The following is a 21,593-nucleotide window of genomic DNA, read 5'->3' as shown; positions in this document are numbered from 1 at the left end:
ATGATTATTCCAGCACTTGATCTTATCGATGGTAAAGTTGTGCGATTATACCAAGGTGATTACGATCAAAAAACGGTGTACAGCGATGATCCACAAAGCTTATACACTATTTACAATGAACAAGGCGCTAACTGGTTACACCTTGTTGATTTAGATGGCGCTAAAGATATTACTAAACGTCAATTAACTGTGATTGAAAGTTTGATTAAGAATACGCCTGCTAAAGTACAAATTGGTGGTGGGGTTCGTACAGAAGAAGATGTTAAAGGTTTATTAGATGCAGGCGCACATCGTGTAGTTATCGGTTCAACTGCCGTTAAAGAACCTGAAATGGTTGCGGGTTGGATGGAAAAATACGGGCCTGAGCATATTGTATTAGCGCTTGATATCAATATCGATGCACAAGGTAATAAAATTGTTGCTGTATCAGGCTGGCAAGAAGACAGCGGGCAGACAATTGAATCTCTACTTGAAATCTACCTGAAAGTAGGTTTAAAGCATGTTTTATGTACTGATATTTCTAAAGATGGCACATTAACAGGTTCTAATGTCGACCTTTACAAAGAGATGGTCGTTGCTTTCCCTAGCGTCTCTTGGCAAGCATCTGGCGGTATTGGTTCTTTGGATGATATTGCTGATGTAGCTCGATCTGGTGCTCAAGGTATGATTGTAGGACGTGCTTTACTAGAAGGTAAGTTTACCGTTGCCGAAGCGATTAACTGCTGGCAAAACGCTTAATTATTAGTAAAAAGTTTAGTAAAAATTTTAGTAAAAATATTTGAAAAAAATGCCCTAAGATTTTTAAATCTTCGGGCATTTTAGTTTCTAAACTAGAACAATAATATTGAGTAAGTATTCTAATTTTGTTTGATTGCATGTAGTGATACAGTACTAGCTTTATTTTCGAGCAACTAAATGCACTGTGCTGATTGAACGTTCTAAAAATGCACCTTCACAGTAAGCAAAGTAATATAACCAAAGGCGTTTAAACTGTTCATCATAACCAAATTGCGTTAATTCAGTCCAAGAATCAAGAAAACTGCTACGCCAATCTGCGAGTGTTTTAGCATAATCCAACCCAATGTCGTGTAAGCCTTCAATCACCATTTCGCTACTTTCAGTTAACTGTTCTGATAACACATTAACAGACGGTAAAAAGCCACCTGGGAAAATATAACGCTGGATGAAATCGACATTATTTTTGTAATGTTCAAAGCGTTGATCTGCGATAGTTATTGACTGAATTAATAGTTTACCGCCCTCTTTTAAACGGTCATTACATTGTTCGAAAAAGCTAGGTAAGAACTCATAACCCACCGCTTCAATCATTTCAATGGAAACGACTTTATCGTAAGTGCCCGTCAAGTCGCGATAATCTTTCTTCAATAAAGTGATTTTACCTTCCAAGTTTAATTCTTTCACTCTTTGCTCAGCATATTCATACTGCGCATCAGATATAGTAGTAGTCGTTACTTTACACCCAAAGTTTTGTGCCGCATAAATGGCTAATCCGCCCCAACCTGTGCCTATTTCTAATAAATGATCATCCTCAGTTAAAGACAAACGTTCACATATTGTTTTTAACTTGTAAAGCTGAGCATATTCTAAAGAGGTTGTCGGAGATGGATATATCGCTGATGAATACATCATTTGAGGGTCAAGAAAGCGAGTATATAATTCATTACCCAGGTCATAGTGAGCGAGTATGTTTTTCTTTGAACCCGACTGTGTATTTCTATTTTGCCAGTGGGTGATGGCATTTTTAATTTTATTAAAAAAAGATTTTTTTGATTCTAATTTATCGGTTTGTTGCTGAGCTTTAGCAAATATTCGAATTACATTGGTCAGATTTGGACTACTCCACTTACCTGCAATGAACGCCTCAGCGACACCGATACTTCCGCCTTTTACAAAGTCTTTATAAACACTCATGTCATGGATATGAATTTTACCTTTTATAATATCCTTATGATTGTCTGACTGAGTGTTTTCTGGAAAAAACTGACTATCCGATGCTTCTACTAACTCTAATTGACCATAGCTAAGCTTTGAAAATACAGAATGGACTAAATGACGACAACGTTTATCAAACCACCCCGTCGTATTTTGTGTACTAATATTTTGTATTTCTTCCATTACATTCTCCTAAAAATAAACTGTCTAGCTAACTGATTTTTTGATAACCCACAAAAGGTATTTTTTTAATAAATAATCGTAATGCTTGCCAATAAATACTGGTTACAATCTTAATAGTCATTATTGGTAATTGGAGCCACACACCTAACATATTGCGTTTGGTAAAAGGCTGCTTTCTCAGTACTAGACTTGCTTCGAATAGCTTACTTATATCCCCAGTGTTTTGGTTTAAACGCTTATTTTCAATTTTTATTAGTAATTTATCATCGTCTATTTTTGGTGCTTTGATATGCCATGTATAACTCATATCTAAATCCATAAATGGCGAAACTTGAAACACTTTATCGGTGATTTTAGGTTCATCTTGTTGTAATAAATCAACCAAATAATAGTGTCTTTCATTCCAAGGCGTATTACTCACTTCTGCTAGCATCTGTGTACATTGTTGTTGCTTGTCATAACAAAAATAAAAATTAACTGGGCTAAAGTAGAGACCAAAACACCTCACCTGTACAACCATCAAGATCCGCTCTATATCTGCGTAACCCTCTAATTGCATTACTTTATTCTTTATACGACACGATAATGAATCTGGTTCACTTCTGAGATAATCTTTTTCCACAAATCGTAAAGGATGATACCAAGCAAACCCAAAAATTCCTTGATTTTGTGGCCTCTTTTCAATCTCATCTACATCTAATGCGAGCATGTATAACGTTGAATTAAAGCTATGCTTCCTAGGCTGAAAACGTTTATGAATAACTTGTCCAACATAGATGGCACTTTGGCTAAGCGGCGATGAGTTAGGCATGTTTTTATTCCTTGTTGTAGAACAACCTTTTATACCGAGTGCTATTAATTACGGTTTTCTGCAAAGGCATCTAGGTGGCAATCAAAGCGCTTAGCAACTTCTACTGCGCTTCGAACACCATCTTCATGGAAACCATTATGCCAATATGCCCCTGCAAAGTGTGTGTGATTAATCCCGCAAATAAGATCTCTTTGCTGCTGTGCTCGAATCGATTCAGATGAAAAAATGGGATGGTGGTAAATAAACTCCCTTATAACTTTACTTGGGTCGATATCTTGTTTTTGGTTCAAGGTAACGCAGAAAGTATGCTCGCTTTCTAATCCCTGCAAAATATTCATGTTATAAGTTACACTCGACGCTTTCTCTCTATCTTGACTTAATTGATAATTCCAACTTGCCCATGCTGCGGTTCTATCGGGCAGTAAACTAACGTCGGTATGCAGTATCACTGAATTTTCACTGTATGGCATTGAAGAAAGCAAGGTGTCTTCATCTTCCGTTGCATCGGCCAATAAGGCTAACGCTTGATCCGAATGGCAGGCTAGGACTACTTCATCAAAGGTTTGCGTGTTGATATAATTATCGCTAACGGTATTATTCTCGTCATTGTTAACAGCATTGCTAAAATGCAAATGAACTTGATCGTCTCGTCGGGTAATACCGGTAATATTAGCGTTTAAATGAATACGCTCTTTGAACGGTTCACAAAGTGGTCCTAAATAACTACGAGAACCATTAGGTACAACATACCACTGTGGTCTGTCGGCGATATTAAGCAGGCCATGGTGGTGGAAAAATTGCACAAAGAAACGAAATTCGAATTCTTCCATTTGTGATAATGAACTAGACCAAATAGCCGCACCCATTGGTAAAATATAATGCTCAGCAAAAAAGGCACTAAATTTATTATCATTCAGGAACTGACCAAGTGTTAACCCTGGTAGGTAAATATCCTGTTCAAAAATAGACTTACACAATTTATTGAAGCGCAGGATCTCTTTTACCAACTTCCAGAATGAAGGTCGAAATAAATTGCTTCTTTGTGCAAATAAAGAATTTAAATTGTGACCGTTATACTCCAAGCCAGTTTCACAATTATGTACTGAAAAACTCATTTCAGTCGCTTGCTTACCAATCCCTATTTCATCCAATAAAGCGAGGTAATTCGGATAAGTTTTATCATTGAAGACAATAAAACCTGTATCGATAACATAGGGTCTACCATCTTTTTCAATATCTACTGTGGCAGTGTGTCCGCCAATATAATCATTTTTCTCAAACACAGTGATATTGTGCTTTTTCGATAATAAGTAAGCACTAGTGAGTCCAGAAATACCGGAACCGATAATTGCAATATTTTTCATTATTTTTGGTCTCTTAAGATAATTTTTTGCCAGATAGAAGCAGGAAGGAAACTGAAGAATTTAAGTAATAACGTAAGACGTTTCGGGAAATGAGCATATTTTTTACGCTGATTAACGGCGTTGATTATTTTTGTTGCTGCCACTTCACTGGTTAATAAAAAAGGCATCGTAAAGTCATTTTTATCCGTTAAAGGGGTCTTAATAAAACCAGGGTGTACCAAAGTCACGTCAATCTCTTCTTTGGCTAAATCTAGGCGTAAGCTCTTAGCTAAATAATCAATACCAGCTTTTGATGCTCCATAGGCTTCACTTCTTGGGAAAGGCACTATAGTTGCGCTTGAGCTGATAAATACAACTTGTCCGCCTGGTTTCACCTTAGGCAAGAAATACTCTAGCAACCAACCCAATGAGATTAAATTGGTAGTCACAACATCAGCAAAGAGTTCTCCATCAAACTGTTTAGCATTGTCGATATAACGACAATTTCCTGCATTCAAAATTAATATATCTAAGGACTCAATAGATTCAGCATAAGCAGCAATTTCTGATTTAATAGTAATATCGAATGCACAGGTTTTATAAGCTAGTTTTTGCATTTTCTGTAGCTGTAATTGGTTCCTACCACAAGCAATAACTTGTTCTCCAAGTTCACTGTATTGTTCAAAAAGTGAATGCCCAATACCTGAAGTGGCACCAGTAATAAGTATCCTTTTATTCGCCATTATTTAGCCGCCTTATTTTTTATCCAGCTTACTATTCGACCAAATAAAGGAAGTTGTTCGTACAGCATTGCACCAAGGTCTAAATAGTCACGATGATAAATAACTTTGCCTTTTTTAGCACATAGGTGCGAGGTGCCAAACACACTAACTACTTTGCCTTTATTTAATTTAGGATGCTGATAAGTCATTTCCCAATATATCGATGCTTGATTGGGCTGTGCAATCACATTACTTATCTTGAAGTCACAACAGCTTAGGTTTTGATACAGATTTTCAAAGTACTGATGTAAATTTTCTAAACCATTTATTTCATGAATAGGATCGATAAAAGTAATCTGTTGATCATAAATCGATTCTAATAGCATCAAGTTATTGGCTGATAGGTTTTGATATACTTCCATGAATGTATTTAACCAATCAGGATGAGGGTCAAAATAAGGAAGATGTGTAGGATTGTCTATTGATTCGATTGCTTGAGAACGATCTGACTTGGAGTCTTTTGCAACTGCTAAGTCTTCCTTTTCAAATACATTTTGTTGTTGAATCGTACCTGAATTTTGTTCGTCTTCGGTGGCAGGATCACATTGCTGTGGCTCGGAAGCTAATACTTGCTCCTTAAATTTTTGATCGCTTAATGGTTTATCGCTCATCATATTTACCGTCATCAAAATAACACTCATGGAAGTCATAGTGTTGTAAGTGAATAAACTAAATCAACTATATACCTGTGATTAAAACCTACTGTAATCTACCAACTTACAATGTCGAATATTGCATCACAGCAATCACGACATTAACAAGTATTTATCTTACATATTGATAGCTATGTTACATATCAGGATTACGTACAAATGTTACGTATCAATATTCGAGTATTTATTAAATTACAACTTCTAGCATAATGATTTAGTGTGATTTATAGAAAGCTAAAGCATTTAATCTGGCTTCTTTATGATCAACAATCGCAGGCCAATAAATAGATAAGTGATTTTGCTTAATATATTTATGTGGAAAATGAATTTGCTTATCAGGTATTTTGCTTAGCTCCGGTAAGTACTTACGTATGAAAGTTCCTTTAGGATCAAACCTTTCACTCTGTGTAATGGGATTGAAAATTCTAAAATAAGGTTGTGCATCACAGCCAGTACTCGATGCCCATTGCCAACCACCATTATTCGAAGCTAAATCTCCATCAATGAGATGTTGCATGAAGTATTTTTCGCCTAAACGCCAATCAAGTAGTAGATGCTTTGTAAGAAAGCTAGCAACAACCATACGTAAGCGATTATGCATCCAACCCGTTTGGTTCAACTGACGCATTGCAGCATCTACTAACGGGTATCCTGTTTTACCTTCACACCAGGCGTTAAAAAGTTCCTGGTCATAAGGCCAGACTGATTGATGATATTTGTCATTAAAACATTGGTGCTTACAGAGTCGTGGCTGGTCAAACATCAAATGACGATAAAATTCTCGCCAAATTATTTCATTTAACCAACAAAACTCTTCACTATCACTTGAGATTAAGATGTCTGGAAATTTGTTTAATAATGAGTTCAATACATAGTTAGGGCTCAATACACCGGCAGCTAAATAAGGTGAGAGGCCACTGGTACCTTTTATTGAAGGAATATCCCGGTTAGTTTTATAACGTGATATTTTCTCTCTATAAAACTGTGGCATTGCTTTTTTCATTACCACATTGATTAAAGGCCATTTGTTAGAGATAGAATCAGATTCTTTACTTTCTTGCTGTTCATTTACCTGTTCATTTTGAATCGTTTTACTGTTAGTAATAGCAGTCGCATCACCAAGATAATTGAAACCAAATTCTCGAATATGAGCTAACCAAGCTCGCTTAAAGGGGGTAAATACTTTATACATTTGACCAGACTGATTAAGCACTTTGCCCTTGGGTACAATAACATCAGCTTCAAATAGCGTTAATGAAATGCCTTGCTCTGCGCAAGAAATATCACGCTGTTGCTCATTAACTTCAAGTTCACTATTGGCGATCACGTTAGCAATATTATTTTGTAAGCAATAATGTTTAAGATAATCGACTTGTGCATTAAAATCATCAACAGTAACAATTGTTAAATTTATATTTAACAGAGCTAGCTCACTGACTAAAGCTTGAGCATGACGTTTTACAAAATCAATTTTTATGTCAGACCAATGATGAGATAACCATTGCGGCTCTGAAACAAAGAAAATAGCTTGAGCTGTAGTGTCAGAATCTGATTGGTTAATGAAGTATTGCAATGCAGGATTATCATTAGTTCTTAAGTCATTACGAAACCAAAGTAGTTTTGAAGATGCTTTATGGGATGAACTTTGTAAAGAAGAGGAAGACAAAATAGTTCCTTTTAACATTCAATATGATTAAATTGTCCTTCGAGAGAAGGACAATGTAGTGCGTTTGATTAAACCCACTTAGTAATGTTGACAATTGTTAGTAAGCGTACCTTAGTCGCAAACTATCAGGGTATGGCGACAAGTACGACTGCCCTTTCAAGTAATCTTTTGGATATTGCAGTAAGTAGTGATTAATCAATGTTAACGGCGCAATTAAAGGTAACAAACCTAATCGATAACCATCTATCTGTTCACATAATTCCTTACGTTGTGGAGCCTCTAAATGCTTAGAGAAGTATCCTTGAATATGAGTCAACGTATTAACATGGTTTTTACGCGTAGCAGGGATTTTTAACGCATCCATTAGTCCAGAAATATACTGTGATGCTTTCTCGGCTAGAGGCAAGTCAACATCTGCAAGTAATTGACCTAACTTTCTGTAAGCAACTAAATTATGGCTCATGACGGTATATTTATAATGACTGTGAAACGTTGTTAACTTGTGTTTTGTTAAACCAGAGTCACTGACCATTTGCCAGTGTTTGTAAGCATAAATACGTGCTACAAAATTCTCTCTGATATGCATATCATTGAGTCGACCATTTTCTTCACAAGGTAATAGTGGGTTTGCTTCCATTATCTCTTTTGCAAAAGCACCAATACCGTCCGATGTCAGAGAGTTTCCCTCCGGTGTGTATACTTTAACGCGCTCCATTCCACAGGTTGGGCTTTTTGCACAGAAAACATAACCACTCAAGTGTTTAGTCATGTCGGCTACTTTTTTACCATAAGCCTGTAATGCTTCTGTTACATCGCCGCTTCCATCTGGTCTTGCAATGGTTATCATGTCATCTTTTTTAATCTGACGTATAGTTGGTCGTGGGATCGGTAAGCCGATAGCAACTTCAGGGCAAAATGACTCGTATTGAACGTGCTCCCCAAGTTCATCAATACAAAAACGAGATGGTTTGTTGCTCGCATCAAAGCGAACTTTTTGGCCAATTAGACAGGCACTAATGCCAATTTTAATATCTTCTTTTTCAACTGAATAAATCATTATTCACTCCATGAACTAATAACGAGAGTTGCTAAACTACTTACGTATTTAAGTAATAGTTTATTTGAAAACAAGCAATTAGCAACTAACAATCTAACCTAAAAAGGTAATAAACACTTAATATATAAAACTTCCAATCGGGTTAAGTAGTTTATTAATACCTTGTGTAAAATGTAAAGCGTCATTGGCAACGGTGTAACATAAACACCCTTTTTCAGAGATTGGATTATGTGTAAATGTACCGTCTAACATAATAAAGTCGCCTTTATGATATTCACCTCGGTCATCACTAAAGGATCCGTCTAACAAAACCGTTAATTCAAAACCTTTATGTGTATGTTCTGGTACACCGCCACCTGGATTAATGTGCAATAAATTTGAATGAATCTCATTTTCATCTAATTGCAGACGTGCTCTTGAAAGCTTGCCAACATTCGCAGCTTTTCCCATGGAAACATTATTCAGTGCACTTGGCAGCGTATAAGACTTATCTTTAAAGATAACCTCCTTAGGCGCTACTTCTACTAATGTGTCAATGTCATTTGAGTCAGTAATATCATTGATCATTGAGTCAAAAAAATCATCTTCAGTATTATCACTCTCAAAATCAAGTTTGTTCAACTCATTCAAAAGAGGATTACTTAATTCCTCAAAACTACGCTCAGCTACTTGCTCGGTGAGTTGTGCTATTTTTTGTTGGCACACAGGACATAGTTCAGCGTGCAGTGTGATACCTATTGATAATGAAGCTGGCAACTCACCATTAACATAAGCCTGAATTAATTCGAATTTAGGATGATGTTTAATCATGCTCTTCTCCTAATTGCACTTTCATTTTGACTAACGCTAAACGTAACCTAGATTTAATCGTGCCTAATGGTAAATTAAGATGGGTAGCGAGTTGTTCTTGTGACATTTCCATTAAATAAAAGCCTTTTACAACTTCTTGCTGTGGTACTGGTAATGCTTCAATGACTCGTAACAATTGTTTATTTTCAAGATGATCTTCGTAGCTATGATCTTCAGCGACAGCATTTTCAGCTATTGGCCAAATATCATCACTTAAATTATCTTCACGGTTATTTTTTATTTTTCGTAGTAGGTCAAAAGTAACATTACGCATAACGGTATAAACCCATGTCGTTGCAGCACCTTTGTTTGAATCAAACAAGTGAGCCTTACGCCAAACATTGCTCATAGTATCTTGTACTACTTCATGTGCTTGTGCTTCATTAGGGAATTTACTACGCGCAATACGCTGAATTTTAGGTGCAAAGAACTTAAACAAATGTGTAAATGAAATTTTGCATCGGTTTTCTGCTACTGCTTTTAACCACTCACAAAGTTGAGTGTGATCTGTATTTTCTGTCATGTTAGTAGATCTAACATGACTGACTTGTGTTGGCAATTTAGTTTGTACAGCTACCATAATTAATTCTCAATTTTGGACTCTGCATAGTAATACGCAGGTAAATTAAAAATGGATCACCTTCTTACTAAAATAATTACATTAATTGAAATAATTATATTTATTAGAGCATTACATTCGTAATATAAGTCACAGGAATAGTTTTGCGGAGGTTATGTGATAATTGATTCGGTAACTGGATATAAAATAAACACATGCCGATACTTCAGTTATAGCATTTAATTTTAATCCAAGATAGTAGCCATTCACAAGGTAGTTATTCACCGCTTCTTAAGCACTCATAATTTTTCAACAATGATCGAACTAACCAGTTTTTCTGCTTCAGAATATGTGGATTCGTAAATGAACGAGTTTTTAATATCAAATGGGATAGGTAACAATTCAATCCACCTTGCTACAACCCAATAAGGGTTTAGTTGCAAGTTATGATCATATAAGTCTTTCAATAAATCATTACTCTCTACTAACGACTGTAATGAATCCATTAACAGAGGAATTGCTACAGATGATTCATTTTCCGCCCAGTGTTTGATAGGAACAGCGGTTGCAAAGTGAAGTTGCTCCTTATTTTGTTCAACCTGATTTACTTGTACTAACGTTTTGCATTTTACATCTATTTCTAGTACACCATCATCACCTTGATCAAAATTAATAATCTCAACCCAGCTTCCCCAAATAGCCAACTGCTCTGACTTATTGTCTATATCAGGACAAATAATAAAGCCGCCATTACTTGTTGCTAAGCTCACCATTTTTAAATAACGCGCTTCAAAGATCCTTAAGCGAGTTATGCCACCTGGTAGCAAAAAGATGCTCAGTGGAAAAAGGGGTAAATTAACTGTTTTATTGTGCATTTATTATCCTATTTAATACCTTTGTATTTATCTCTTCTGATTAGTGATTAATAGCTAATCACGAAATTATTTTTTCTGTAAGACGGTCTATTCATTTTTATTGACACTTTTTAACGGGCAATTGCTTATCAAAAAACAACGTCACATTCGCAACATTAAAACCAAGCTTAGATATTGACGTTTTGTTCATTACTCGATATTCATCCAACTGATACATCCAATCATTCATGGTTACATTGTAAGTGCTTTCATCAACTTGCAGCGCTAATGTATATTGCAGTTGAAAAGCAAAACCTTGATGCTTACCTACTGCTGTACCAATTACATCTTCAGCGGTGCCTAAGTAACTACCATCATGTTGTTTAGTCAGTAACCAATTTCGGTAACTGATTTCGCCATCGTCAAAATAAAATTTCTCAGCTAATACTCCGCTATCACCCTGCCACCTACCGGATAATTCAACACAGAAACGTCTGGTTACTTTATCGCTCCTATCCTGCAATGTTCCCCAGGCAATTAAGTCCCCATTAAAATACTGTTTAAGGTCAAATTGTTTACCCTGCTGTTGGTAATCTTCTATATTTGCAGAGCAACTCATTAATAGTGTCGATGTTAAAACAGACGTTAAAGCAACCGACGTAACTTTTTTATATTTAAGCAGCGATTTTTTAGCATTATTCATTACTTTTTTAAACTTAATCATTAACTATTCTCCCTAACAATTGCTCACGTAATTTAGGCTCGCTGGTCTCTTTTGATAACCAAATATCTAAAAATAAAGGAGCAAAATTTTCTCCATCCATAGCACCCAACAATTCACCGTTATAATAAAATGCACTTGAATTGTTTTTAACCACTAGCGCCAAACTCTCTCCTGCTTTTATGTTCGGCCAAATAGCCTTTAATTGCGGTAAATAGACTTTATATAGTTGCTCACTTACTGCTAAGTGCTGCCATTGTTCAATGGTGTAATCAACTAAATCTACAGCCGTTACATCCTTTAAATAATCAATTTTATAAATTAAGTTATCGTGATTAGATGATTGTGGATATTTACCTGAACCTGTTGATAATTGGCTCTTATAAAGATCCCAAAAAAGTACTGAAAAAATCGCATTGCCAACCACTTTCAACTCATTCTGTTGTTGAAAAGAAGACAATGTTGTAGGCCACTGTGCTTTATCATCTGTCTTATTTTGCGCATTTATGGCATTGCTGAAAAACAATGCAAATGATAACAACCCCACATAGCTTATTTTTTTAAACATTTGGATACTCTCTATCTGCCGATTTATCTGTTTTAAATTTAGTAAAAGCAACATCGCTTGATCGTGTATTGGCTGATTTAACCGAATCAGCACTGCTTTTAACCAAAATCAGTGACTTTAATAAAAATATAACAATGAATAACAACGCCCAAATTACGCCAAGCACTAGATATGTTTCAACGAGTGGATATGAAAAATCAACGGCATTGAATTTATCTCCAGCCACAATATAACTGAGAGGTGCAATAAAAAATCCGACACTGGCTTGTAACAATTTAGAATGCTTTAAAAAAGATAAACTATGTGAAACCGTACTTGCAAAACATGCCCAGAGTACGATTAACCAGAACGGTGTATAACCAGAACCCATAAAAATGAAGAAGTTACTGTAATTAAGCATTGAATCGATTGAAACACCGATCACGGTGATCACTAAAACAAGCTTTGCCTCATTTTTATTATCAGATAAAATCAATAAATGAATAGCTAACATTAATAACGCAACCGGTATAAATATGTTGCCCCAATATACGAGGCCAAACCAAGCAAAATTAAATCCAATCATATTCACTAACATGTTAACTCCTAACCATCTTTCTATTCGTTGACGGTTAATACGAAACTAAAATGCATTTAGATCTTTTATACTGGTTTATTTATCCCTAGATTCGCATAATAAGTTCGATTAATTAATGCACTTCGAAAAATAGTAAAACAGCAAAAAATAATGTATTTGATCAATTAACCTCTGAAACTATTTTAATATTACGATTTTATGTCGCAATAATGACCGAATAAAGCCTTGTGATAGGTAATGCTCTTTTATGAGTATAAATTGAAGCACTAAAATTAAAATAGTCGTTCAAGATAAGTGAGAATAATTATATACTTAGTGAATTGACGTGAATAACAAACTAAAAATATTAGTGAGTAATTATATTTCTCTATGCATTTACAATGCTGATGGAACTATAGCTAATGAATAAAATAGGTAACATATTGATGTATAATAATTTATTAAAGGGATTTTTATTATGTTAGCAAAACGTATCATTCCTTGTTTAGATGTTAAAGATGGGCAAGTAGTAAAAGGTGTACAATTTCGTAACCACGAAATCGTAGGCGATATCGTACCGCTTGCTAAACGTTATGCTGAAGAAGGTGCTGATGAACTGGTTTTTTATGATATTACAGCAAGTTCAGATGACCGTGTTGTTGATAAAAGTTGGGTAAGCCGCGTAGCAGAAGTGATTGATATTCCTTTTTGTGTTGCCGGTGGCATTAAAACTGAACAGGACGCACAGCGTATTCTTGAATTTGGAGCTGATAAAGTTTCGATCAACAGCCCTGCTTTGGCCGATCCTAGTCTAATTAATCGTTTAGCAGAAAAATTTGGTACACAGTGCATCGTTATTGGTATTGATTCATACTTTGATCAAGAAACAGGTCAACATCAAGTTAAGCAATTTACCGGTAATGAGCATGCAACAATTACAACTAAATGGAATACCTTTGATTGGATTAAAGAAGTTCAATCACGTGGCGCTGGTGAAGTTGTTCTTAATGTGATGAATCAAGATGGTGTTCGATGCGGTTATGATATTGACCAATTGAGTCAAGCGCGAGCAATTTGCACCATTCCGTTAATTGCTTCTGGTGGTGCTGGTGAAATGGAGCATTTTGCCGATGTTTTCAATCAAGCCGATGTAGATGGAGCTCTAGCAGCAAGCGTGTTCCACAAACAAATAATTAATATTGGTGAGTTAAAATCTTACCTTCAAACACAAAAGGTAGCGATTCGTTTATGAGTTTAATGAAACAAGAACAGCTTCAATCACTGGATTGGGCAAAAGTAGATAACCTAATGCCAGTTGTTGTGCAAAATAAAACGTCGGGCAAAGTTTTAATGTTGGGTTACGTTAATCAAGAATCATTAGCGGCAACGCTTGAATCTGGAAAAATGACTTTTTTCAGCCGCACAAAACAACGCTTATGGTGTAAAGGTGAACAGTCAGGTAACTTTTTAAATGTAATTGAGATTAGTTCTGATTGTGACAATGACACATTACTTGCCATTGTTGAACCAATTGGGCCAACTTGTCATTTAGGGAATGAAACTTGTTTTAAAAATGATCTAGAACCATCATTAAGCTTTCTATCTGACTTAGAACAAGTGATCAAAAGCCGTAAAGGTGCAGATCCTGAAAGTAGTTATACTGCCAGTTTGTATGCACGTGGCACTAAACGTATCTCACAAAAAGTAGGTGAAGAAGGTGTTGAAGTTGCACTAGCTGCAATGGCAAAAGATATGGATGAGTTAACCTGTGAAAGTGCAGATCTTATCTATCACCTAACTGTATTGCTTCAAAACGAAGGTTTATCATTAGCAGATGTTGCTGCTAAGCTAAAAGAACGTCATAGCAAATAAAGTTAACTACCCTACTAAATTTATAAGCTAAATGTTACAAGCCTAATGGTTTTAGTACATTTTCTTAGCTTTAATAAATATAATAAAGCCGCTAGTAGCTACCTACTTAGCGGCTTTTTTGTAGATGATTTTTTTTTCCATTTTTTACTTTCATAAAAAAGGCCACCAACTATTGGTGACCTCATCTCTATTTTGGTAGTGTTTTTTATCGGAAGCGTTGCTATAGATTATTTATCTATAGAGGTTTTACGACGCCATAAACCGAGACCAAGTAAAGCAGCCGCAAATATCAATAAAGAAGAAGGAGTAGGTACGGGAGTAGGAACACTTACTGTCGGAATTGGGTTATAAGCGATATCACCATTAAACACTGGGTTATGTATCTCACCGTTTTGGTAAAAGTTATCAACTACTACAGAACCTTCAATATAATTAGAAATAGTTAATGTTGCTAAAGGTGCTAATAGACTACCCTGCAAACGTTTATCTAATTTAATATCAATAGCTTCATAAAAATTCCAAATTATAAAATCACTATTCGCTTTGTTAAATCCACCAACGGGATTACCCAAACTTGCATCTGTGATATTCTCTCCTGCGACGTTTATTACTACAGCAGATGGAGATTGGTTAGCAAATTTAATATCGTATTGTTGTACTAAACCATTACCAAATAAGTCACTAGTATCGATATTAAATACAGCCATTCCATTACCAACACTTGAATCAACATTAAAATTTGCAGCGCTTGGTTGGTTACCATTTGGTGAGTCCAATAAAGAGTTGGCATTGAGGTTAGCTAAGTAAGATGAAAAAGCTGTCAATTCATTTTTCACTAAACCAAAATCCACTGGCGAAGACCCTGTAACGGTAAGCGCTGAGTTTATTGTTCCATTATTATTTCCAGCAACCGTGACTGTGTGTCCATTTGCATTGATAGTCGTGCCTGATGTTACGTTACCACCTACCACTAATGCATTAACAGCAGGTGCTAGGTTAATACCATAATTAGATGCAGAACCTGAGATATTACCACCGACTAACGTTTTACCTTCAACTTCACTATTTGACTGTAAATCACCAAATACAATCAGGTTATATTCATTGAGCAACTCTATCGGCCCTGCGACACCAACCTGTGAATATAAACCTGCGACTAACGCTATAATCGTATAAGTTTTTTTCATGTTTACCTCTTAATTAATAATTACGATGTAATAAGCAATTATAAGGCCAAGTTAGCAAGCCATTGTTACTACTACTATTTATATATTCCAATATAGGTGCAATTTAAAAATGTAAATTATTCCGACACATCTATAGTTTTAAATTAACACTTTCAAACTATAGATGGCAGCTTGCGAAAGAGTATTTAAATCATCATGATAAACTAATATTCCTTCAAATCCGTTGATAAGCATCTATATAGCTCACGGCAATTTGTTAAAAAGATAGTTATTAAAACATAAGTCGCGATGGCTAAATTGCCTCTGTTTACAGCAATCAGAAATGTTTACTTTATTTTAGTTAAGGTATTTTTATCATTATGATCAAACTCTCTACCATAAATATCGAGTAACATATTTTGTTGGTATTGAAGTGTATTACCCGATACCTGTAATTGTTGTTTGTAACTTTTAGTTTTCGCTTTTTGTACCAAGAAGCTACTTTGAATAATAGGACACTGTTCACTATCTAACGATGCTGCCACTGAGAATATTGTTGTATTTTCTTGTTGCGATGATGTGCCGCCCGCAAGTACACAAATACCACGAGGAATAGTTAAAGAATGCATTACTTTATCAGTCCCCTGTTGCCACATCCAATATCCGGTTTCTTGGTGAATTATTTTATTATTACTAATACGTTGTACTTTTTGAGTATAATGTACAGCACTCAATCTTTCTTCTTCTGCATTTGCTAAATCAACGGCTTCGGTAAACACAATAGTTTCATAATATTCATTATGTTCAGTGCCATCGGGTTCCGGAGCAAGGTCTTTACCTTTATTTCCTTCCCATGTGCCTACTAACACCGCCAACGGTCCATAGTCGATTAATTTTTGCTCTTGCATTGTGAAATCCTTTATTTTTAAATTAATGTGTTTGAATTAAAAGTATTGAAATAGAAATTAACTAATAGCTAGCATTATAACAAATAAATGTAGTTAAATAGTTGAATTTAAATGTTAAATGATATTTATCAAAGAGGTATTTTGATAAAAAATTTAAAGGCAGAGAAGATAAAGAATAAGCTTGTATAGTGGTTGTTTGTTGTTATTGTATTTACCCGTTACCATTCAAACTGTATTACTAATTCTATAGCTGAATGATGACGGATACAAAATAATCAAGTTTACTAACCTAAAGTTAATATCCTTTTTTTAACGCTCTTTTTACAAATGCTTTAGTACGTTGATGCTGCGGATTTTCAAAAATTTGTTGTGGCGAACCTTGTTCGACAATATATCCATCTTCCATAAAAATAACCGTATCGGCGACTTCTTTTGCAAATTGCATTTCATGGGTAACGACAATCATGGTCTGTCTTTCAACGGCCAATTGTTTCATTACTGCTAATACTTCATCAACCCATTCAGGATCTAATGCAGAAGTAGGCTCATCAAACAGAATAACTTCCCCCTTCGCTGCCATTGCTCTAGCAATACCAACACGCTGTTGTTGACCGCCGGATAATTGTGAAGAATAAATGTGCAGTTTATCTTTTAAACCGACTTTTATTAGAATAGCCTCGGATTTTGCTAACGCTTCCGTTTTAGCTACTCCCCAAACCGTAATTAAACTCTCAGCTACATTTTGCAACGCGGTTTTGTTGGCAAATAGAGAATAGTTTTGGAATACAAAGCTACTTTGTTTACGTAATGAAGTAACTTCTTTTGCGGTATGTGACGATGCGTTAATATTGACATCACCGATGTGTATTTGACCACTAGTTGGTGTTTCAAGGTAATTAAGGCAACGTAATAAGGTAGATTTACCGGTACCAGATGGACCAATAATAACAATTATTTCACCCTGAGATACTTCAAAATTGATATCTTTAAGTACTTCTAAATCACCAAACTTCTTAGTTAGACTGGTTACTTTGATCATGATTAATAAGCCTTATTAAGTTTGTATTCTAGAAGATGCTGTATACGCGTAAAGATGATAACAACAATCCAGTAAACAACGGCAACAGCAAGAAAACTTTCAAAAAACTTGAAGCTTGAAGAGGCTTCCATTTGTGCTTTCGCCATAATTTCAACAACACCTAATGTAAACGCCAATGACGTACTTTTAATCATGTCGATGAAATAGTTCATTAATGATGGAGTTGCGACACGTGAAGCCTGAGGCAAAATAACACGTTTCATTGCCTGTAAGCGTGTCATACCTAAACTTAAACAGGCTTCCATTTGTGATTTATCAATGCCTAAAATTGCAGCTCGGATACTTTCTGCCATATACGCAGAAAAGTGTAATGAAAGACCGATAATAGCCGCAGTAAAAGCATCCATACCAACAAAAATCGGCATAAATTGTGGGAATCCATAATACAAAAGAAACAGTTGTACTAATAATGGCGTGCCACGAAAAAAGGAAATATAGAGAGAGGCAAGGTGTTGTATAAAAGTGATTTTAAATACACGCACTAGGGCTAAACCCAGCGCGAGTATTAATGCAAATACGAACCCCCAAAGTGCCATTTCCATTGTCACCCCAAGATATTTTAATAAAATGGGCATTAATTCAATTATGTATTGAAAATCAAATGAACTTTGCATAAAAACGACTCTTTAAGGATTAATATTATTTCGTGATGTCAGTATCAAACCATTTATTTGAAATTTCAGCTAATTTTCCATCTGCACGCATTGCTTCAAGTGCCGTATTAACCTTGTCACGAATAATCAATTGTGATGGTTTATTTAAAAATGGCATTGCATTTTCAATTTTTTCAAAAGGTTTACCAGCTAATTGCAAAGGTAACCCTGCTTTTTTAATTAACTGCGCAGAAGAAACTCGGTCCATTACGAATGCATCGGCACGACCTAATGCAACATCTTGCTCAATACCTGTATCGTAAGTAACAATGTTGATTTCATTATTTGTATCAATTTTACGTAACACTTGCTCAAAGTTACTACCTAAATTAACTGCAACTTTTTTACCCTTAAGATCTTCAACACCTTGGATATCATCACGTCCTTTACGAACAGTCACTTGAACACCGTCGATCACATAAGGAATTGAGAAAGCATATTTAGCAGTTCGTGCTTCTGTAATCGTAATTTGGTTTGCAATGGTATCAATGTGCCCTGCTTCTAACATACCAAATAAACCAGAGAAGCTACTTGTTACAAATTCAACTTTATAATCAGCGCGTTTTGCAACTTCATTCCATACATCCACTTCAAATCCCTGAAGTACATCACTTTTAGAAAATGTAAATGGGAAGTAACGACCAGACATACCCACTTTAACTGTTTCCTGTGCAAATGCAGGTACGGTTAATAAACTTGTTGCAGCGACTAGCGCAACCAATGCTTTTTTAAAAAATACGTTCATATTATTCCTAAATAAAATTAATTTGGTTTATGTTATATGTTGGCAATGCAACATCAATTACTGGATACTTTACAGCGACTATTTACGATATTTAAAAACTAACCAAACTAAATACATAATACAAAGCACCATTCAGTTGATAAAAGCTGAACCATTTATAGGTAACACTATCGATTGATGTTAAGAAGTAATATTTTGTTGTCAGGAAAACATCTATAAATAAATTTAATTTATTATCAGCAGTTCACTTAAATTCTACAGTAAAACCTGAGGGTAAGGCATAATAATCATTATATTTTAGCCTAATTCAGTCTGATCGAAGCGAAAGTGTACACATCTGTAATTTTGTATTAAACCATTAAGCGTTATCCCTGTCTTTAGTAATGTTATAACGAAATGTTATAACTTAGGGTAACTTGAACGATCGTGTACACTTTATAACCAGCGCGTGTAAAACAGTGTAGTATCTAACAAAATTTACCCTATATGGATAAAATCTTTCTGATGCTCAATGCGAGATATCCAAGCAAGGATCGCGGGAAATTCATTTAAATCAAATCCACCTTCATAGGCCACATGCGTATAAGCAAATAAACTAATATCGGCGATAGACATTTCATCCCCTAATAAATAGGGCGTTTTCTGAAGTTGTATTTCCATCACCGCTAACGCCCTATTACCACCTTCCTTTTTACTTTCTAACTCCTGCAACCTATCTGCAGGGCTGCCTAGGTATTTATTAATGAAACGAGCAACTGCTATATAGGGTTCATGGCTATATTGTTCAAAGAACATCCATTGTAAACACAACGATTGTTGTAAGACAGATTGTGGGAACAAGTGACTATCTTGCGCAAAGTAATAAAGGATAGCGTTAGATTCAGCAAGCGCTTGTTTTTGTTCGGTTATTAATAAAGGTATTTTAGCATTTGGATTAATAGCTAAAAACTCACTAGTACGAGTTTCCCCTGCCATAATATTAACTTCAATCCACTGGTGTTCTATATTCAATAGCGAACAAAGTAGCTTAATTTTATAACAATTACCCGACAAACTATCACCGTAAATAATCACTGACATATTAAATCCTTAGGGTACCGATAATACGGCACAGTTACATAAATCATCACTTTCAAAAGCAGTCATATCACCCTCTTCTAAACCAGGTACTGGAAACAACCTAACCGTAAGTGGTTTATTTAATCGAAAGGCCATCGTACCGGTATCGCGCATTAAAGCAGAAATTTTATCAATTGGTGTGTCTCCGGGAATAGGCACAGTATCTAATCCAATGCCACACACTGCGCTATAGGTTAATAATGAACGTATATCGAAATTCTGTAGTTGGCTACCTTCCGCTAATCCTCTATCTTCGGTTAGAGCTAACATCAATCCAGAAAAGCCCACCAGCGGAATATGTTTAATGGATTTAAATACACGGGTTAATAATGCAGAGGCTTCAACTGTACCCGATGCACCAAAGTACTCAACGCCTAATAATTCATAGACTTCCGTCATACTTGCACAATCTTTTGAAGGCGCGGCTGAACTGTCTAAACCTGCAAACTTGAAATCTTTATCAAGATGATCGTTTTCAATAACCGCTTTAATTTGATCCACATGGTATTGCAATTGTTGGGACAATGATTGGTAATAACCTGCACTTGCTTGTTGATGATTTAAGACCGGATTGTGATGACTAAATGCTTTCAGTGTTGCCACTAATAAATCAGGGGTTTCTAATCCAATAACAAAACTGTTTTCACTGGATTGATTGCTGTAACCAGCAGGAAAATACGGTATCAAAGGATCACAGTTGAAATTAACAGTGAAGTTAAAATTACCTTCTCCGCGGGGAGTGATCTGGCTGATCTTATTCACTGCTTTGGTCGCTTCTTCAATCAATTGATTATCTAAAACACCATTTTCATTCATCTTTATATTGACGCAGACATTACATAAATCGCCAAACTCTTTAATCAACTCTGGTATTAATCCTAATTGATGAGTACTGGTCGCTTCACCGATCGCAAATCGTAATCTTAAACCACTTTGCTGACCATTATTTAACATCTCATTTAAGATACGAAGATCACGTTGAGCAGAATCTAGATCCGTAGTATCAATATATTCAGCGAATGCATTAGTAACAATACGAATAGATTGAACAGTATAACCATTATGTTTTAAATCATTTGCTAATATTTGGCAAAACGAGTTCGCTTTTTGAATGATTTTTGGCCATTTAGTTTGATCAAAGTCTAATCTAACAAAAGTGGTAATTGTTCTAACTTTACATAAATTTTTATCCAATAAAATTTCAGGTAATTGCATATGACATCCTTTTATAATTAATATGCAACATAACATACTCTTTTCACTTTCGTCACATTGAAGCAAGCGCCATATACTTTTTATGGAGTTTATACTGATATAAGCAATATTTTTAGTCTCTTAACTATAATGAAACACCTATAAATTAATTGGAAATAATCAGATAATATATTTGAATCAATATGTTAAATATAAAAATTTATATAAAAGGTGACCTTTTAAAGGATAAAGTTGCGGCCAACACCAAATAATCGATATCGC

Annotated in this window: 23 protein-coding genes; 3 read left to right on the top strand and 20 right to left on the bottom strand. The window is 35.3% G+C overall.

Annotated elements, in window-relative coordinates; genetic code table 11:
* On the top strand, positions 1-738 hold the full coding sequence (hisA, locus tag MT391_RS01130) for a 1-(5-phosphoribosyl)-5-[(5-phosphoribosylamino)methylideneamino]imidazole-4-carboxamide isomerase (RefSeq protein WP_028867935.1): 738 nt from the start codon (positions 1-3) through the stop codon (positions 736-738).
* A 159-nt stretch (positions 739-897) separates the two neighbouring features.
* On the opposite strand, the gene MT391_RS01125 is transcribed toward hisA, so the two are convergent.
* The 13 genes from MT391_RS01125 to MT391_RS01065 form a co-directional block, all read right to left on the bottom strand.
* Positions 898-2,136, bottom strand: a complete 1,239-nt coding sequence (locus MT391_RS01125) for a class I SAM-dependent methyltransferase (protein WP_499496667.1) — start codon at positions 2,134-2,136, stop codon at positions 898-900.
* 28 nt (positions 2,137-2,164) lie between these two features.
* Positions 2,165-2,947, bottom strand: a complete 783-nt coding sequence (locus MT391_RS01120; RefSeq protein WP_499496666.1) for a DUF1365 domain-containing protein — start codon at positions 2,945-2,947, stop codon at positions 2,165-2,167.
* Between the two features lie 44 nt (positions 2,948-2,991).
* On the bottom strand, positions 2,992-4,311 hold the full coding sequence (locus MT391_RS01115) for an NAD(P)/FAD-dependent oxidoreductase (protein WP_499496665.1): 1,320 nt from the start codon (positions 4,309-4,311) through the stop codon (positions 2,992-2,994).
* The gene (locus MT391_RS01110; protein ID WP_499496664.1) at positions 4,311-5,033 is read right to left on the bottom strand and encodes an SDR family NAD(P)-dependent oxidoreductase; all 723 of its coding nucleotides are present in this window, start codon (positions 5,031-5,033) and stop codon (positions 4,311-4,313) included. The genes MT391_RS01115 and MT391_RS01110 overlap by 1 nt, the downstream gene beginning before the upstream one ends.
* Entirely contained in the window at positions 5,033-5,713 is a 681-nt protein-coding gene (locus tag MT391_RS01105) for a nuclear transport factor 2 family protein (RefSeq protein WP_499496663.1), read from the bottom strand. Before MT391_RS01105 ends, MT391_RS01110 begins: the two co-directional genes overlap by 1 nt.
* Before the next feature lie 226 nt (positions 5,714-5,939).
* Positions 5,940-7,391 carry a deoxyribodipyrimidine photo-lyase gene (phrB, locus tag MT391_RS01100; RefSeq protein WP_499496662.1) on the bottom strand — a complete coding sequence of 484 codons (1,452 nt, stop codon included), beginning with the start codon at positions 7,389-7,391 and terminating at the stop codon, positions 5,940-5,942.
* 97 nt (positions 7,392-7,488) lie between these two features.
* On the bottom strand, positions 7,489-8,448 hold the full coding sequence (locus tag MT391_RS01095) for a YbgA family protein (RefSeq protein WP_166372889.1): 960 nt from the start codon (positions 8,446-8,448) through the stop codon (positions 7,489-7,491).
* A 117-nt stretch (positions 8,449-8,565) separates the two neighbouring features.
* Positions 8,566-9,258, bottom strand: a complete 693-nt coding sequence (locus tag MT391_RS01090) for a ChrR family anti-sigma-E factor (RefSeq protein WP_499496661.1) — start codon at positions 9,256-9,258, stop codon at positions 8,566-8,568.
* Positions 9,251-9,877: a sigma-70 family RNA polymerase sigma factor gene (locus tag MT391_RS01085; protein WP_166372887.1), complete on the bottom strand. Its 627-nt coding sequence runs from the start codon at positions 9,875-9,877 to the stop codon at positions 9,251-9,253. Before MT391_RS01085 ends, MT391_RS01090 begins: the two co-directional genes overlap by 8 nt.
* 278 nt (positions 9,878-10,155) lie before the next feature.
* Positions 10,156-10,731 (bottom strand): LON peptidase substrate-binding domain-containing protein, encoded by a 576-nt coding sequence (locus MT391_RS01080; protein ID WP_499496660.1) that lies wholly within the window; start codon positions 10,729-10,731, stop codon positions 10,156-10,158.
* 97 nt (positions 10,732-10,828) lie between these two features.
* Positions 10,829-11,434, bottom strand: a complete 606-nt coding sequence (locus MT391_RS01075; RefSeq protein ID WP_499496659.1) for a DUF3833 domain-containing protein — start codon at positions 11,432-11,434, stop codon at positions 10,829-10,831.
* Entirely contained in the window at positions 11,427-11,999 is a 573-nt protein-coding gene (locus tag MT391_RS01070) for a chalcone isomerase family protein (RefSeq protein WP_499496658.1), read from the bottom strand. The genes MT391_RS01075 and MT391_RS01070 overlap by 8 nt, the downstream gene beginning before the upstream one ends.
* Positions 11,992-12,576: a DUF2878 domain-containing protein gene (locus tag MT391_RS01065; RefSeq protein ID WP_499496657.1), complete on the bottom strand. Its 585-nt coding sequence runs from the start codon at positions 12,574-12,576 to the stop codon at positions 11,992-11,994. The genes MT391_RS01070 and MT391_RS01065 overlap by 8 nt, the downstream gene beginning before the upstream one ends.
* Before the next feature lie 457 nt (positions 12,577-13,033).
* On the opposite strand from MT391_RS01065, the gene hisF reads away from it, so the two are divergent.
* Entirely contained in the window at positions 13,034-13,807 is a 774-nt protein-coding gene (gene hisF, locus MT391_RS01060; protein WP_299667670.1) for an imidazole glycerol phosphate synthase subunit HisF, read from the top strand.
* On the top strand, positions 13,804-14,427 hold the full coding sequence (gene hisIE, locus MT391_RS01055) for a bifunctional phosphoribosyl-AMP cyclohydrolase/phosphoribosyl-ATP diphosphatase HisIE (protein ID WP_499496656.1): 624 nt from the start codon (positions 13,804-13,806) through the stop codon (positions 14,425-14,427). Before hisF ends, hisIE begins: the two co-directional genes overlap by 4 nt.
* A gap of 227 nt (positions 14,428-14,654) precedes the next feature.
* Here the strand turns inward: hisIE and MT391_RS01050 are convergent, their stop codons facing one another.
* The 7 genes from MT391_RS01050 to MT391_RS01020 all read right to left on the bottom strand — a co-directional run bounded on the left by MT391_RS01050 (position 14,655) and on the right by MT391_RS01020 (position 21,332).
* Complete coding sequence (locus MT391_RS01050; RefSeq protein WP_499496655.1) at positions 14,655-15,614, bottom strand: collagen-binding domain-containing protein; 960 nt, start codon at positions 15,612-15,614, stop codon at positions 14,655-14,657.
* Positions 15,615-15,940: 326 nt separating this feature from the next.
* Positions 15,941-16,501, bottom strand: coding sequence for a heme-binding beta-barrel domain-containing protein (locus MT391_RS01045; protein ID WP_499496654.1), 561 nt, complete (start codon positions 16,499-16,501; stop codon positions 15,941-15,943).
* Positions 16,502-16,796: 295 nt separating this feature from the next.
* Entirely contained in the window at positions 16,797-17,540 is a 744-nt protein-coding gene (locus tag MT391_RS01040; protein ID WP_499496653.1) for an amino acid ABC transporter ATP-binding protein, read from the bottom strand.
* A 2-nt stretch (positions 17,541-17,542) separates the two neighbouring features.
* Entirely contained in the window at positions 17,543-18,214 is a 672-nt protein-coding gene (locus MT391_RS01035; protein ID WP_299662070.1) for an amino acid ABC transporter permease, read from the bottom strand.
* Positions 18,215-18,239: 25 nt separating this feature from the next.
* Complete coding sequence (locus tag MT391_RS01030) at positions 18,240-18,998, bottom strand: amino acid ABC transporter substrate-binding protein (protein WP_299662073.1); 759 nt, start codon at positions 18,996-18,998, stop codon at positions 18,240-18,242.
* A 477-nt stretch (positions 18,999-19,475) separates the two neighbouring features.
* Complete coding sequence (locus tag MT391_RS01025; RefSeq protein ID WP_499496652.1) at positions 19,476-20,078, bottom strand: glutathione S-transferase family protein; 603 nt, start codon at positions 20,076-20,078, stop codon at positions 19,476-19,478.
* Between the two features lie 9 nt (positions 20,079-20,087).
* Complete coding sequence (locus MT391_RS01020) at positions 20,088-21,332, bottom strand: DUF711 family protein (RefSeq protein ID WP_499496651.1); 1,245 nt, start codon at positions 21,330-21,332, stop codon at positions 20,088-20,090.
* Positions 21,333-21,593: the final 261 nt, after the last annotated feature.

This window comes from Vibrio sp. 1-Bac 57, from assembly GCF_037546855.1.
In the GTDB taxonomy this organism is placed as follows: Bacteria; Pseudomonadota; Gammaproteobacteria; order Enterobacterales; family Psychromonadaceae; genus Psychromonas.
This window is presented reverse-complemented; position numbering and strand designations above follow the sequence as displayed.